Here is a 15,284-nt window from a genome sequence, read left to right on the forward strand (position 1 = left end):
GGGTCAGACGATCCTGTTACGTCTTTCATTCCGACACGGCTTTTTATATGAAGAAAACTTTAGCTTTGCTGGTTATCGCGCCGTTACTGATCTCCTGCTCAGGGAGCAAAGATAACGCCGTCAATGAACAATTTATCAAGGATACCAATGCGTTCGATATTCTGATGGGGCAGTTCGCCCACAACATTGAGAATATCTGGGGTATGAACGAAGTCCTGATCGCCGGGCCGAAAGATTACGTAAAATATAGCGACCAATATCAAACACGCAGTCACATCAATTTTGATGCGGGTACGATCACCATTGAGACTATTTCGGCGACCAATTCCGTCGCCAGCCTGCGTCAGGCCATTATCACCACCTTGCTGATGGGCGATGACGCCACCAACACCGATCTTTACTCCGACGCCAATGATATTCAGATCAGCCGCGAACCGATGCTGTATGGTCAGGTGCTGGATAACACTGGCCAGCCGATCCGCTGGGAAGGGCGCGCCGCCAGCTTTGCCGATTACCTGCTCCAGAACCGGTTGCAACAACAAAATTCCGGGCTGCATGTTATCTGGTCCGTCACCATTCAGTTGGTTCCCAACCATCTGGACAAACGTGCGCACAAATATCTGCCGCTGGTGCGTAAAGCCGCCGAGCGCTATGGCATTGAAGAATCGTTGATTCTGGCGATTATGCAGACGGAATCCAGTTTCAACCCCTATGCGGTCAGCCGCTCCGACGCACTCGGTTTGATGCAGGTCGTCCAGCACAGTGCGGGCCGCGATGTATTCAAAATGAAAGGAAAATGGGGACAGCCCAGCCGCAGCTATCTGTTTGATCCAGAAAACAACATTGATGCCGGTACTGCTTATCTGTCGATTCTGAAGAACAACTATCTGGCCGGAATAGCAGACCCAACCTCACGGCGTTATGCGGTGATCACCGCTTATAACGGCGGCGCGGGCAGTGTCCTGCGGGTGTTCTCCAGCGACCGGGATCGCGCGGTGGGCATTATCAATAATATGTCGCCCAGCGATGTTTATCAGACGCTGACCACCAAACATCCGTCAGGCGAGTCTCGACGTTATCTGTATAAAGTCAATTCCGCCCAGAAGAATTACCGTCGCTAGCGATTATTTCAATCATTCTGGCTGAGCCTCTGGCATGGATGAGCAGAGGCTCAATATCATAAAACCACCTGACCGCATAAGGGAACTGGCATGCCCGCGATACCGCTACCTTTTATCACCGCGTTTCTGTTAATCGTCCTTTTCCTGCGAATTCGGCACATTAACGGCAAAGCGCGTTCGACAAAAACAGAAACCGCGTTTATTGCCGCCAGTTGTCTTACTATCACCCTGTGCGGACTCCACTGGGGAACATCGGTTCCACTGCCAGCCTTTTTTCAGCCGATTGCCGCAGCCTCTGTGCCGCCGCTGTTTTGGCTTTGCAGCAAACCTGTCAATAACGATAGCAAACCGCTGGTACGCTACTTTCGGCATCTGCTTCCCGTGATCGGCGTGGCTCTCCTTATAACCATGAGAGCCCACATCAACTTGCCGCTGCTCGATTTATCGCTGCTGATGATTTACGCCGGCTATGGCACGGCGCTGGTTCACTCGTCACGCGCTATTCCATCGGCATCCCATCGGTGGAAGAAAATAGGTTTTCTGGCAGGCGTTTATTTCATCTGCTCAGGGATGGCTGATATCGCCATCGCGCTGGATCTGGAGATTTTTGGCGGCAGGCGGGCGCCCGGAATGATTGCCGCCGCCCACATTGCCACGCTGATTGTCCTGACTTTGCTGATTGTAACCAGGGATCCTTCTCTGGCGGAAACGGCTGAGAAAAATAAAGACGGCATCGAAATACAGCCTGCCAGCCCTGAAGATCGGGCGCTGGCAGACAAACTGGATCAATTGATTCGCGCTCACCATCTCTATACCGATCCCTCTATGACGATCCAACGCCTTGCCCGACGGTTGGGCATCCCCACCCGGCAACTATCGGAAGCCATTAATCGCGTTCATGGGCGTATATTTCTCAGATCATGAATGGCTATCGTATTGATGAAGCCAGACGGTTACTCAGCCAGACCGATTCACGCATCACCGACATCATGTTGGCCTGTGGTTTCCAGACCAAATCAAACTTCAACCGGGAGTTTTTAAAATTCACAGGGATGTCCCCCAGTCACTGGCGACGCGCCAACACCCCATCAGCATCCGCTAATTCTGTTGCCACGTCCGCATCAGAAAGCCATTGATCTTCTCGATCAGCGCGCGATGAATAGCCTCGCGGGAACCCGTTGCGCCATCCGTGCAGATAATGCCTTCGCCCGGTTCCGACGCATTGATAAGTGCTGCCGCGCCCGGCTTGCAGAGTTGCATAAAGCTAAAGTGCGTAGCATCAGCGATTTCCTGATACTGCGCCTTATTCGCCGGCAAATACCGCATCAGATAGCGTGATTCGAGCGAGGCGGGCAAAGCCGGGTCGGGAACGCCGGCGGCGATAACCAGTACCGGCACCGGTATAGCTGACAGACTCGTTGGGGTAAACCCTCTCGCCAATCCCAGATCCAGCGCAACGACCGCGCTGACCCGCTGGTCCCGCGCGGACGCATCAAGCCGCGCTCTGGACGTTTCATCCTTTCCGGCGCCAATCGCCAGATAGATCTTGCAGGAAGCGAGTTGCTTTTGAGTCTGGCAGTCCTTTACAAACTGTTCGGCGTTGAAACGCGCGCCAGCCACGGCTAATGCCGTCCATCCGCCCAGCGAATGCCCGACAACGGCAATCTGCCCGGATGAAATATTACCGGCGATGGCCGAATCCGTCTGTAAGGCGGTAATCACCCGGCTGACATCGTCAGGCCGCTGCCAAAGTTTCGCCGCCGCCACAGGATTCATATCAAAAGATGTCATGCCGGGATGATTAGGCGCGGTAACCACATACCCTTTTTGCGCCAGCGCATGGGCCAGCCAAAGCTGATTGCGCCAATTTCCGCCATAGCCGTGAGAAAGAATCACGAAAGGATGTAAACCAGCCTGCGGCTGCGCCTGCTTAATCACCGGCACGCCGAAAAAAGCCGGATTTTCGCCAAGCGACTCGCTTTCCGCGGCCGCGTCGGTCGGATAGAGCACCGCCACGCTCAGTGGCCGCCCGGTGTTTTCGTCAGCCAAGTCCAGATGCCGATACCCCACGGATGAAGATGCCAGCAACGGGAAACACAGCAGAGAACTCCAGGTAAAAACGATAAATAAGAATTTCATAATTGAAAGCTCCGACAGAAACCCAATAAAGCTCACAGCGCAGACGACAAATACGCCGGCGATGTGAAAAAAGCAAGGCATAAGGATGAACGGCGCCTTTTTACTGAGAATGACCGTCAGATGCGACCTAAAACACTATTTAGTACCTTTTATTTTGAATGGGGAGCCTGGCGATATTTTGTGACATTATGTTCGAATCGGCAAAAACAGCTTAATAAAGTGATATAAAACAAATAAATAGAACATTACGCTTTACTGGATTATTAAATAAGACATGAATAACTAATGATATGCAGGCAAGTCTCATCAAGATGAGACGCAAGAACGGCAATCCGCCGCCATCTGACTCACCGAGACAAACAAGCCCGGATAACCGGGCCTGGGATTATTACCGCTCAATTACATGACCATACAGACGTTTGCTGCCGTCTTCTTCGGCGACGCTGTATACGCCCTGTAATTCAGGAGAGAAACCCGGCAGCAGATTGATCCCTGCTTCCAACGCCAAGAAGTAACGTTGCACCGCCCCACCCCAGATTTCTCCCGGCACCACACACAACACGCCCGGCGGATAAGGTAACGCACCTTCCGCAGCGATACGGCCTGCGGCCTGCGCGATTGGCACCAGTTCTATCTCGCCCCGGACAAAAGCGCTGTTTGCTTCTTGCGGCAGCATCGCTGCCTGCGGGAAATCCACTTTACGGAACATCGCTTTTTGCAAATCTTTCACGTTGTGGCTGGCGTAAAAATCATGCATTTCCTGACAGAGTTGCCGCAGCGTATAACCCCGATAGCGCTGCTCATATTTCTGATACAGGCTAGGCAACACCTCGCTCAGCGGCGCATCGTGCGCAATCATGTCTTCAAAATGCACCAGCGCATCCACCAGACGCTGTAGTTTCAGGCTGTCTTCCGCGGGTGTCAGCAGGAACAGGATCGAGTTCAGATCGCATTTTTCCGGGATGATGCCGTATTCGCGCAGGTAATTCGCCAGAATGGTGGCGGGAATACCAAAATCGGTATATTCGCCGCTGATCGCATCAATACCCGGCGTGGTTAACAGCAATTTACAAGGATCGATAAAATACTGATCCTGGGCGTAGCCTGCAAATGAGTGCCACTTTTCGCCCGGCTCGAAGTTAAAGAAACGCACGTCATGCGCAATCACGTCCGTTTCATGATCCTGCCAGGGAAGCCCCGCCACCGTGGTGGGAACGAACGGCTTAATCAAAGAACAACGCGCCAGCAACTGTTTACGCGTATCAATGCCGAGCTTGACGCAATCCAGCCACAAACGACGCCCGCTGTTGCCTTCGTGCATTTTGGCATTCACATCCAACGCCGCGAACAGCGGATAGAACGGGCTGGTCGAGGCATGCAACATGAATGCATTATTGAACCGCTTATGATTACAGAAACGTTTTTGTCCTTTGATGTGGGTATCTTTCTTATGCACTTGCGAAGTCTGGGAAAAGCCCGCCTGCTGCTTATGCACCGACTGGGTAACAAAGATCCCCGGATCGTTTTCATTCAGTTCAAGCAGAAGCGGCGAGCACTGCTCCATCATCGGAATAAACTGCTCATACCCCACCCACGCGGAATCAAACAGAATGTAATCACATAGATGGCCAATGCTGTCCACCACCTGACGCGCGTTATAAATCGTGCCGTCATAGGTGCCAAGCTGGATCACCGCCAAACGAAACGGACGCTGCTCACCCGCATGTTCCGGCGCGACTTCACGCACCAGATTGCGCAGATAGGCCTCATCGAAACAACGGGCATCAATCCCACCGATAAAACCGAAAGGGTTACGCACCGTCTCCAGATAAACAGGCGTGGCCCCAGCCTGAATCAGCGCGCCATGATGGTTGGACTTATGGTTATTGCGATCGAACAACACCAGATCGCCGCGGGTCAGCAGCGCGTTTGTCACCACCTTATTCGCCGCCGACGTGCCATTCAGCACAAAGTAGGTTTTATCGGCGTTGAAAACACGCGCGGCAAACTTCTGCGCCTTTTTCGCCGCACCTTCGTGGATCAGCAAATCGCCGAGTTTGACGTCTGCATTGCAGATATCGGAACGGAAAATATTTTCGCCATAAAAATCAAAAAATTGCCGACCAGCAGGATGCTTACGGAAAAACTGTCCCCCCTGATGGCCCGGACAGGCGAAGGTCGTATTCTCCATCTCGACATACCGGGTCAACGTATCGAAAAATGGCGGCAGCAACGCATCCTGGTAATCTTGCGCAGCTTGTTCCAGCACGTCCGCATGTTCGCCGGCTTCATCCAACAGTAACCACTCGCTGCCTGTCGGCAACATTTCAGACAGTGAATCCGCGTCATTATCCCTGACAACAAAAGCAGGAATGGTAAAACCGGTGTGATGCAATATCGACAGAATCCCAATGCGGACTTCTTCAATAGAAACCACCACCGCCGCCACATCAGTAAAATCTGTCTGACTCAGCGCAACAATTTCACGTGTCGTGATTAAACGGCTGGCAACCGTCCCATTCGCCGCAATTTTTAACTGTTTCATTTAACCAAATCCAAACGGTTAAGGATGAGTGTACGTGCCTGGAAGACACAACGCAGGGATAACAATCCCGACCAATCACAATATCAATCACTACGACAAGCGTATGATTCCCACAATCATGACTGTAGGTTAAGAATGGAAAAGCTGAAGCCAGCACCATCCGATAGACATCAGTAAAATCAGAGGGGAGCTCTATTTTTACTCATGCCTAACAGTGAGCATACGAACGCCTCACCGCATGGTGGCAGAGGATAATCGACAGGAAAAAACGCGAACAACACGACTAAAAGCGGGAATAGGCCCTGACATCATCAAAGATCCGGCGCATTGATTTCGCACCATGAACAATGAATCCGGCATATCAGGCAGCCCCTCTTTTTAGCCTCAGGTGAACTGGGAGTTCAAGCGAACGGAAAGTGAAAAGCCGCGCAATATTGGCATTATTTTTCATCAAATTCAAGAAACGGCGGCCCACCTTTTTACAGTAAAGAATGGAGCAGCCTCAAAGTCGCGGCACAAATAAAATAATACGCATCCTGATGAGCAAAAAAGAGAGGAGAAACAACGAAAGAACCTCATTTTGCTTGAAAATAGAGCAAGCACGCGGCTTTGTGACAGAAACCCGTTGACGACGCGCCTCCAAATACGGTTTAATGCGCCCCGTTGCCCGGATAGCTCAGTCGGTAGAGCAGAGGATTGAAAATCCTCGTGTCCTTGGTTCGATTCCGAGTCCGGGCACCATAATTTAGTTTCAGGATGTCCTTATGCGTCCGGGAACGTTGAAAAATCAGTAAGTTGATAAGAATCTGGAGTACCAATAGGTACTACCAGTTTTTTTGACATCCGTAGTTTTTGGGGGCTTAATTGGGGGCCTGTCGGTTCGATAAACTACGGAGCCCCCACCATGCCTCTGACTGATACCGCCATCCGCAACGCCAAGCCGCTCGATAAACCTTACAAACTCAGCGACGCGCAAGGTTTGTACCTACTGATCAAACCCAACGGTTCCAAACTCTGGCATCTTAAGTACCGCTTCGGCGGCAAAGAGAAAAAGCTGGCGTTTGGCGCTTACCCGACGGTATCGCTTGCCAGTGCCCGTAAACTGCGTGAAGAAGCCCGGACTATTCTCAGCTCGGGGGACGATCCCAGCGTAAAGAAACAGCAGGACAAACAGGCGGGAAAAAACGGCAATACCTTTGAAGAAATCGCCCGCAAGTGGGTGGCCGGTAATATCCGTTGGACTGAAGCCCATGGCGCCAAAGCCCTGCGCTCGCTGGAACTGCACGTCTTTCCGCTGATCGGTAAATTCCCCGTTACCGACCTGAAAACGGCCGATCTGCTAATCCCGCTGCGGGTGGCGGAGAGAAAAGGCAATCTGGAAACCGCCGCGCGGATACAGCAGCGCACCACGGCGATCATGCGCTATGCGGTACAGGAAGGACTCATCGCCAGCAACCCTGCCAACGATCTGGCCGGAGCCATTGCGCCGCTGCAAAAAAACCACTACCCCGCCCTGCCGCTGGAGAAGCTGCCGGAGATGTTGGAACGGATCGAAGGCTATTCCGGCAGATTACTAACCTGTCTGGCGGTGCAGCTTAACCTGCTGATCTTTATTCGCTCCAGCGAGCTACGCTTTGCCCGCTGGACGGAGATCGATCTGGATGGCGTAATGTGGACCATCCCCGCGCAGCGGGAGCCCATTCCGGGCGTGCGCTATTCGGAGCGTGGCGCAAAAATGAAAACACCGCATCTGGTGCCGCTGTCAACGCAGGCGGTAACATTACTGAAGCAGCTAAAACTGCTGTCCGGTAGCAGTGAGTTGCTGTTTCCCGGCGACCACGATCCGCGCAAACCGATAAGCGAAAATACCATCAACAAGGCGCTGCGCTCGATGGGCTATGACACACAGGTGGACATCTGCGGCCACGGTTTCCGCACCATGGCCTGTAGCGCATTGATTGAATCAGGCCGCTGGTCAAAAGATGCTGTGGAGCGGCAGATGAGCCATCAGGAGCGCAACCACGTCCGCGCCGCGTATATCCACAAGGCGGAGCACCTAGACGAACGCACACAGATGATGCAATGGTGGTCGGACTATCTCGACGCCTGCCGGCAGAAATTCATCCCGGCTTACCGTTTTGAGAGGCATATTCAGGTTGCCTGAACCCGCGACTGATTGACGCCGAAAAGCAGATCTCTGCGCCAGCGGGGGATCTGCTTTTTTTATTTGCTCCAGTTCACTGACGCCGGAAAATCGCAGAACTGCACCAGATTCCCCGTCGAACGAACATAGAACAGCGCCAATCACGGCCTTTTCAGCCCTTTGGCCCTTTCCGGTTTGGCGCTGTTACCCTTGGCATCCCTTTACCCTTTCGGCCCTTTTTCTTTTTACTGCACCAGAGATAAGAATCATCCATCGTTTCAACGCCCATAAACCTGCGCCACATAACGCCCACGCCCGTCGCCGTGGCCTAAATCCATCGCCGTCAGCGCCAGCGCCTCTTTTTTACTGAACCCCTGCGCCAGATAATGACGAATGGCATCCTGCGCCCAGGCGTAACGCAATGAATGCGGGGAATATGCGCCAGTCAAGCCGATACGCGACGCCTGACCATGCCAATATTTCATCGCGGATTTAAGATCAGGCTTGTCAATCAGCTTGCCATTGCGTTGTTCTGCCACAGCCATCGCATTTCCCAGCGCTTTTCTGACTGCGCCAGCCTCCAGAACCACCGTCTCGCGGGGCCGTCCGCCTTTGGTGCCGAACACCACGGTCAGCCGGATTTCACCACGCTCCAGCGCCTGTTTCCATGTCCTAAGCGATTGCGCACACTGCACCGCTTCCTGAGAACGCAGGCCCATCAACTTTGATAGTTCCATCGCCGCCGCCATCCCGGCGTCTTTTGCGCGAGCGATTTCCAGCACCTGCCGGTAATGCTCCATCGTAATGGCCTGCCGGGTGCCGTTGCGGGATGCGCCAGACAAGCCGAGCGATTTATTGGACAGCCGTTCACTTGTGGCTAATCGATCACGCCCGGCCTGCTTCAGCAAACAGCGGAGCGACGCCATTTCGTTTTGCAGGCTGCGTTTCGTTATGCCCTGTTCCAACCGTTCACGAACGTAGCTTTCAATATGTCGGGCTTTCAGTTGCTCCACCCGCCGGATCTGTACATTCTGCCCCAGTAAGCGCTCACAAAATCGCTGAGCCAGCGCCATACGGTCATGAACGGTTTTATGACTGCCGCCCGCCTGCCGCGCCAGCGTTTTCATTTCCTGCTCCAGAATGCCCATTTTCGCTTTCCCCTTTTCATGATTGCCGCAAAATCCAAAACAGATACAACCTTCCCCGGCGCATAGGCCGATAGCCCCTGATTTTTGTCGGGGCTGCGAACGATACCTGAGCGCCGGGGCGGCAGCCGTTGAGGTGTTGCGGGGCTTCGGTTGTGCTCTCTGAGCAGCCGCCAGCGTTAGCTGGTTATCCCCCGGATCATCCTGCTCCCCCTCCGGTATCGGTTCAAGTTCTCCTGTGAGTGAAAGTGGATTGAATTAAGGTGTCAGAATCCCGCCACACGCTGGCGCAGTGGAATTGTCTGGTGCAGTCAAAAGGCGCTGGTGCGTCACTTTCCCGCTTTGCGCGGTTAAAGTGACGCACTGGACTGGCGCAGTGATTGAGAATTGAAATTCTGGTGCAAGATAGCGGTCACGCGGCAGCAAAGCCTTACGGCAATGCAGGCCGTTGCCCGTCACGTTTATAGGCTGGTGCAGAAGTGAAGGATGACCTTAACCGTCTGTTAGACGGTCCGGCAGTTTGCAAAGGTAGCCGCCGGTAAGGGATTGACCATCCTGATTCATCAGGCGCTTCTCTCAGGTCATAAAGCATTTTGTGCAGGTGCAAACTTACACCCGTGGCAACAAGGCAGAAAGGGAAAACTGTTTTTTGCTTTTATAGAGTTGTTTGTTGATTTTTTCGTCATTTTATGAATGACAAGCTGCCGCGCTTCGCTTGCCTTCTCCCGTCCCGTTATCCGCGTTCGCCGATAACGGGACGGAAGAGATTGTTTTACTTTAGTGATCCTCTGGCTTGCGGTAACGGGAAGGCCAGATTTCCGCAGGCGCAACACCCAACGCTTCCGCAATCAGCCGTTCTCCCTTGGGCCAGTGTTTTGTCAGCGCATTCGCCAGCGTGGAAGAGGCCAGCCCCGCGTTACGCGAAACCGCCGCCAGTGTTGTTCCCCGCTTTTTCAACGCCGCAATAATATCGGCGGGATGCCAATCCTGTTGGTTCATGCCGCCTCCTCATCAATACACTTCACGCCGTCAGCAGTACGTATCCAGCGCGGGGCTTTCAGTTCAGCGGCAAAGTAATCAACCAGTTCCGCCAGAAGCCAGCGCAATTGTTCTTCCGCTTGTGGCGGAAACATCCGGCAAAGCAGAAGCTGAGTCAGGGTAAAACAGTAATCGCAAAGCGTATCTGCATCAGGGGCAAAACGGGGAGAATTTGTGGGCAAGGTATCAACGGTTAGGCTGTCTATCAGGTGAGGCGGAATGGGATCGCTTAGGCCCGGTTTCAGCAGCGCAAGACCGGCGGCAAGCCGACCGCAGAGGGCCATCTTCAATACAGGATCGTAGCTTTCCGCCTGAGTATCTGCGCACTTTTCACAATGATCGGCCAGTACGGTGAAATCCGTGGCGGTGCTAAAGGGAATGGTAAGTAACGGGTGAGTCTGGGTGAGGGTTGTAGCCATAGTGGCAGCCTCCGATGAGTAAGGAATATTACCACCACCGAAGAGACCAATCTTACGGGTGGTGGACTGAACGGAGTTGGTCTTACCGGCCTCATCGGACACCGGCGCACCTTACGGTGCCCCCGCCCAGCCCACCATAATTCGGCATAGCTAAGCATACGACATAAAAAAAGACGCTGGCGCGTCCTATGTCGCCGATGAAGTATTTCAGGAGACCAATCCCGGCACCTGATTTTGCAGGTGCCTATAAAAGATACCGCGATTGATTCGCGGCGGCAAGGAGTATCCTTTTTCGGCTGGCTGATTAATGACTTTCATCAAGGAATTAAGGTGCTTATACTACCTCAATCAATTATCTCGACAGTACACTTATTCATTTCCCTGATATAGCTAAAAAATACAGGGAATTATTCAGGCAGTAGCAGCCATCAGGTTTGCCCCATGACAACAACAGAAAAGCAGATCGAACAGGACTTAATCGGCAAACTGGCCGACCTTAAATATGTTTATCGTTCTGATATCCGCGATCGTGACGCACTGGAGCACAATTTCCGCGAGAAGTTCGAGGCGCTGAACCGTGTACATCTGACCGATGGCGAGTTTTCCCGCCTGATGGAGAAGATCGTCAGTCAGGACGTATTTGTAGCTGCAACGCAGCTTCGCGAGCGCAGCAGCTTTGAACGCGACGACGGTACGCCCCTTCACTACACGCTGGTGAATATTAAGGACTGGTGCAAAAACACCTTTGAATGTGTTAACCAGCTACGGATAAACACCGACAACAGCCACCACCGCTATGACGTGCTGCTACTGATCAACGGCATTCCGGTGGTGCAGATCGAACTGAAAGCGCTGGCGATCAGTCCGCGTCGCGCCATGCAGCAGATAGTCGATTATAAAAATGATCCCGGTAACGGTTACGGCCGTACTCTGCTTTGTTTCCTGCAACTGTTTATCGTCAGTAATCGCAGCGATACGTGGTATTTCGCCAACAATAATAACCGACACTTCAGCTTTGACGCGGACGAACGTTTTCTGCCGCTTTACCAGCTTGCCGATGAAAGCAACCGAAAAATCACTCAGCTTGATGCGTTTGCCGGTAAATTTCTCGCTAAATGTACGCTCGGTGAAACGATCAGCCGCTATATGGTGCTGGTCGCCAGCGAACAGAAACTGCTGATGATGCGGCCCTATCAGATTTACGCCGTGCAGGCCATTGTGGACTGTATCCACCAACGCCGGGGCAATGGTTATATCTGGCATACCACCGGCAGCGGAAAAACGCTAACGTCCTTCAAGGCATCGACGCTGCTAAAGGATAACCCTGATATCGAAAAGTGCCTGTTTGTCGTCGATCGTAAGGATCTCGATCGGCAGACCCGTGAGGAATTTAACCGGTTTCAGGCCGGATGCGTAGAGGAGAATACGAATACCGAAGCGCTGGTCCGGCGTTTATTATCTGACGATTACGCCGATAAGGTGATCGTTACAACCATTCAAAAACTCGGTCTGGCGCTGGACGGTAACAGCAAACGCAACTATAAGGCGCGTCTTGAGCCGCTGCGCCATAAGCGCATGGTATTTATATTCGACGAGTGCCACCGCTCACAGTTCGGTGATAACCATCAGGCCATTAAAGAATTTTTCCCCAACGCCCAGCTATTCGGTTTTACCGGTACGCCTATTTTCCCGGAAAACGGGACTTACAAACAGATTGACGGGCAGGAAAAATCCATTGTCACCACGGCGGATGTGTTCCAGAAGCAGCTCCACGCTTATACCATTACCCACGCGATAGAGGATCGTAACGTTCTGCGTTTCCATGTCGACTATTACAAAGCGGAAGGAAAAGCCAGTCTGAAACCCGGAGAAATGCTGGCGCAGGAAGCTGTGGTCAGGGCGATTCTGGATAAACACGATACCGCCACCGCCGGACGAAAATTTAATGCCATTCTGGCAACCGCATCCATTAACAACGCCATTGAGTATCACCGCCTGTTTCAGGATATTCAGGCGTTACGGCTGATGGAAGAAAGTTCGTTTACGCCGCTGAATGTAGCCTGCGTGTTCTCCCCACCTGCCGATGGTAACAAAGATGTCCAGCAGATTCAGGAAGACCTGCCGCAGGAAAAAGCGGATAACGAAGATGCGCCGGAAGAGAAAAAAGCCGCGCTGAAAGCGATCATCGCCGATTACAACACCCGCTACGGCACCAACCACGATATCAATAATTTTGATCTGTATTATCAGGACGTTCAGACACGCATTAAAGCGCAACAGTACCCAAATCAGGATTACCCCCACGAGCAAAAAATCGATGTGGTGATTGTGGTCGATATGCTGCTGACCGGTTTCGATTCCAAATTCCTGAATACGCTATATGTGGATAAGAATCTAAAATATCACGGTTTGATTCAGGCATTTTCCCGCACCAATCGCGTGTTGAACGACACCAAGCCTTACGGCAATGTGCTGGATTTCCGCCAGCAGCAGGATGCGGTTAACGACGCTATCGCGCTGTTTTCCGGTGAGAAGCAAGAACACGCCAGAGAAATCTGGCTGGTTGACCCCGCGCCTGTGGTCATCGACAAACTGGAACAAGCGGTCGCTACGCTGGACAGCTTTATGACATCACAGGGTTTGCCCTGCGCGCCGGAAGAAGTGGCGAATCTGAGAGGGGATGAGGCTCGGAGTCAGTTTATTAACCTGTTTAAAGAGGTGCAGCGGCTAAAAACCCAGCTCGATCAATATACCGATCTGACGCCGGAGAATACCGCCAGCATTGAACAGGCTCTGCCGGAAGATACGTTACGCGCTTTCCGTGGCGTGTACTTGGAGACTGCACAACGTCTGAAAGCACAGCAGGAAAAAAATGACGATACCATCGCTCGTGAAGTGCAAGAACTGGATTTCGAGTTCGTACTGTTTGCTTCAGCGGTGATTGATTATGACTACATTATGAGCTTGCTGGCTCGTTATACCCAGAATAAGCCCGGCAAGCAGAAAATGACCCGTGAGCAATTGATCGGCCTGATTTGCGCTGAGGCCAAATTTATCGATGAGCGCGAGGAAATTACGGCCTATATTGATACGCTTAAAGCGGGCGAAGGAATGAGTGAGGAAGAGATACGTCAAGGGTATGAAGAGTTTAAGGCGCAGAAATTTACCCGCGAACTGGCAACAGTGGCGGAACAGCACGGACTGGACAGCGCCGCGTTGCAGGCGTTTGTCGATGGGATTATGCAGCGGATGATTTTCGACGGCGAGCAACTGAGCGATTTGCTGGCACCGCTGGATCTGGGCTGGAAGGCGAGAACGCAGAAGAGTCTGGCGTTGATGGAAGATTTAGCGCCGTTGTTGCATAAGCTGGCGCAAGGGCGTGAGATTTCGGGATTGGCGGCGTATGAGCAGTAAGATGAAGATTTCAGACATGAGTAAAAAAAAGGGTGAAAAACAGTTGCCTGCATTGAGGTTTCCGGAGTTTCAGAAGGTTGCAACATGGAGAATAAGGCCACTACGCAATGTCTGTAATATCAGTTGTGGAGGAACACCTTCCCGAGTAAAGAATGATTACTGGGGAGGAAATATACCTTGGATTTCGTCTAAATATTTTGGTGAGAACAACCAGATTATCGGTGAAGAATACATTACACCCATTGGCCTTAAAAAAAGCTCTGCAACAATAGCCAAGCAAAATTCAACAATGCTAATAACCAGAGTTTCGGTTGGGAAGTATGCATTCGCCAGAAAAGACTATGCAATAAACCAAGATATTACATGCATTAACCCTAATAAAGAAGTTTATGCAAATTTTCTTTTCTATTCAGCACATTTTATTGCTGAAAAAATAAAGAGAAATGCTATAGGGACAGGGATAAAAGGTGTAACTCAGGGCTTCATTTCCAGTCTTACTATAAATATCCCAGAGTTCAGAGAACAACAAAAAATCGCCGACTGTCTTTCTTCACTTGATAATGTTATTTCATTACAAACGAAGAAAATTGATGTACTTCAGCAGCATAAAAAAGGACTGATGCAGAAGCTGTTTCCGGCCGAGGGGGCGACTTTGCCAGAGTTGCGATTTGCTGAGTTTCAAGGTGCTCCTGAATGGGAAGAAAGAAAACTGTCCGAAGTTTCCTCTTCAATTTTTGATGGCACACATCAAACCCCAAGTTATAAAGATGAGGGTATTCCATTTTTTAGTGTTGAAAATATTGTCAGTGGGAAAGAAAATAAATTCATTTCAGAAAATGACTTTAAAATTAGCACTAAAAAAAACAAACCTGAAAAAGGTGACATTCTATTAACTAGAATCGGGAAAATTGGTTATACAAGAGTAGTCGACTGGGACTATGATTTTAGTATTTATGTCACATTGGCCGTAATAAAAAAATCAAAATATTTTAACTCTTTCTTTATGCATTATTTTATGCAATCTAGTCGATATCAAGCAGAAATACATGGAAAATCATTATTGAATGCAGTTCCGTGTAAAACCAATATGGATAGTTTAAGAAATACATTGGTTTTATTGCCCAAGCTGGATGAACAGAAAAGAATCGCAGATAATTTTTTTGTTCTTGATGAATTAATTACCGCCCAACGCCAAAAACTAAATAACTGCGCCTAATAGTAGATCACTGAAGGGAACTCAATCCGGTTTGAGCGATCTGATCAATCGCCAAATCAAAACAAATCACCAACCGGACTGAGTTATGCCGATCATAGCATTCA

11 protein-coding genes and 1 tRNA gene are annotated in these 15,284 nt (G+C 51.1%); 7 read left to right on the plus strand and 5 right to left on the minus strand.

Going from position 1 to position 15,284, the window contains the following annotated elements; genetic code table 11:
• The first annotated feature begins 47 nt into the window (after positions 1-47).
• The 3 genes from mltC to DES54_RS19240 all read left to right on the plus strand — a co-directional run bounded on the left by mltC (position 48) and on the right by DES54_RS19240 (position 2,257).
• Positions 48-1,121 carry a membrane-bound lytic murein transglycosylase MltC gene (mltC, locus tag DES54_RS05470; RefSeq protein ID WP_113865586.1) on the plus strand — a complete coding sequence of 358 codons (1,074 nt, stop codon included), beginning with the start codon at positions 48-50 and terminating at the stop codon, positions 1,119-1,121.
• A gap of 90 nt (positions 1,122-1,211) precedes the next feature.
• Entirely contained in the window at positions 1,212-2,045 is an 834-nt protein-coding gene (locus tag DES54_RS05475; RefSeq protein ID WP_113865587.1) for an AraC family transcriptional regulator, read from the plus strand.
• On the plus strand, positions 2,042-2,257 hold the full coding sequence (locus DES54_RS19240; RefSeq protein WP_113865588.1) for a helix-turn-helix domain-containing protein: 216 nt from the start codon (positions 2,042-2,044) through the stop codon (positions 2,255-2,257). Before DES54_RS05475 ends, DES54_RS19240 begins: the two co-directional genes overlap by 4 nt.
• On the opposite strand, the gene DES54_RS05485 is transcribed toward DES54_RS19240, so the two are convergent.
• Together DES54_RS05485 and DES54_RS05490 are read right to left on the minus strand one after the other, a co-directional pair.
• Entirely contained in the window at positions 2,220-3,260 is a 1,041-nt protein-coding gene (locus DES54_RS05485) for an alpha/beta hydrolase family protein (protein ID WP_113865603.1), read from the minus strand. The genes DES54_RS19240 and DES54_RS05485 overlap by 38 nt on opposite strands.
• Positions 3,261-3,648: 388 nt before the next feature.
• The gene (locus DES54_RS05490) at positions 3,649-5,805 is read right to left on the minus strand and encodes an ornithine decarboxylase (protein ID WP_113865589.1); all 2,157 of its coding nucleotides are present in this window, start codon (positions 5,803-5,805) and stop codon (positions 3,649-3,651) included.
• Between the two features lie 665 nt (positions 5,806-6,470).
• Here DES54_RS05490 and DES54_RS05495 point away from each other — a divergent pair.
• Together DES54_RS05495 and DES54_RS05505 are read left to right on the plus strand one after the other, a co-directional pair.
• Positions 6,471-6,546, plus strand: a tRNA-Phe gene (locus DES54_RS05495).
• 163 nt (positions 6,547-6,709) lie between these two features.
• Positions 6,710-7,969 (plus strand): tyrosine-type recombinase/integrase, encoded by a 1,260-nt coding sequence (locus DES54_RS05505; protein ID WP_113865591.1) that lies wholly within the window; start codon positions 6,710-6,712, stop codon positions 7,967-7,969.
• Between the two features lie 257 nt (positions 7,970-8,226).
• Here DES54_RS05505 and DES54_RS05510 read toward each other — a convergent pair whose 3' ends face one another.
• From DES54_RS05510 to DES54_RS05530, 3 genes are all read right to left on the minus strand, one after another.
• Complete coding sequence (locus tag DES54_RS05510) at positions 8,227-9,096, minus strand: integrase domain-containing protein (protein ID WP_113865592.1); 870 nt, start codon at positions 9,094-9,096, stop codon at positions 8,227-8,229.
• A gap of 774 nt (positions 9,097-9,870) precedes the next feature.
• Entirely contained in the window at positions 9,871-10,092 is a 222-nt protein-coding gene (locus DES54_RS05525; RefSeq protein ID WP_113865593.1) for a helix-turn-helix domain-containing protein, read from the minus strand.
• Positions 10,089-10,550 carry a hypothetical protein gene (locus tag DES54_RS05530; protein ID WP_113865594.1) on the minus strand — a complete coding sequence of 154 codons (462 nt, stop codon included), beginning with the start codon at positions 10,548-10,550 and terminating at the stop codon, positions 10,089-10,091. Before DES54_RS05530 ends, DES54_RS05525 begins: the two co-directional genes overlap by 4 nt.
• Before the next feature lie 441 nt (positions 10,551-10,991).
• Here DES54_RS05530 and DES54_RS05535 point away from each other — a divergent pair, with 441 nt between their 5' ends.
• Positions 10,992-13,964: a type I restriction endonuclease subunit R gene (locus tag DES54_RS05535; protein ID WP_113865595.1), complete on the plus strand. Its 2,973-nt coding sequence runs from the start codon at positions 10,992-10,994 to the stop codon at positions 13,962-13,964.
• Between the two features lie 16 nt (positions 13,965-13,980).
• On the plus strand, positions 13,981-15,180 hold the full coding sequence (locus DES54_RS05540) for a restriction endonuclease subunit S (RefSeq protein ID WP_169050471.1): 1,200 nt from the start codon (positions 13,981-13,983) through the stop codon (positions 15,178-15,180).
• The last annotated feature ends 104 nt before the right edge of the window (positions 15,181-15,284 follow it).

The organism is Brenneria salicis ATCC 15712 = DSM 30166, from assembly GCF_003315515.1.
GTDB classification, from domain to species: Bacteria; Pseudomonadota; Gammaproteobacteria; order Enterobacterales; family Enterobacteriaceae; genus Brenneria; species Brenneria salicis.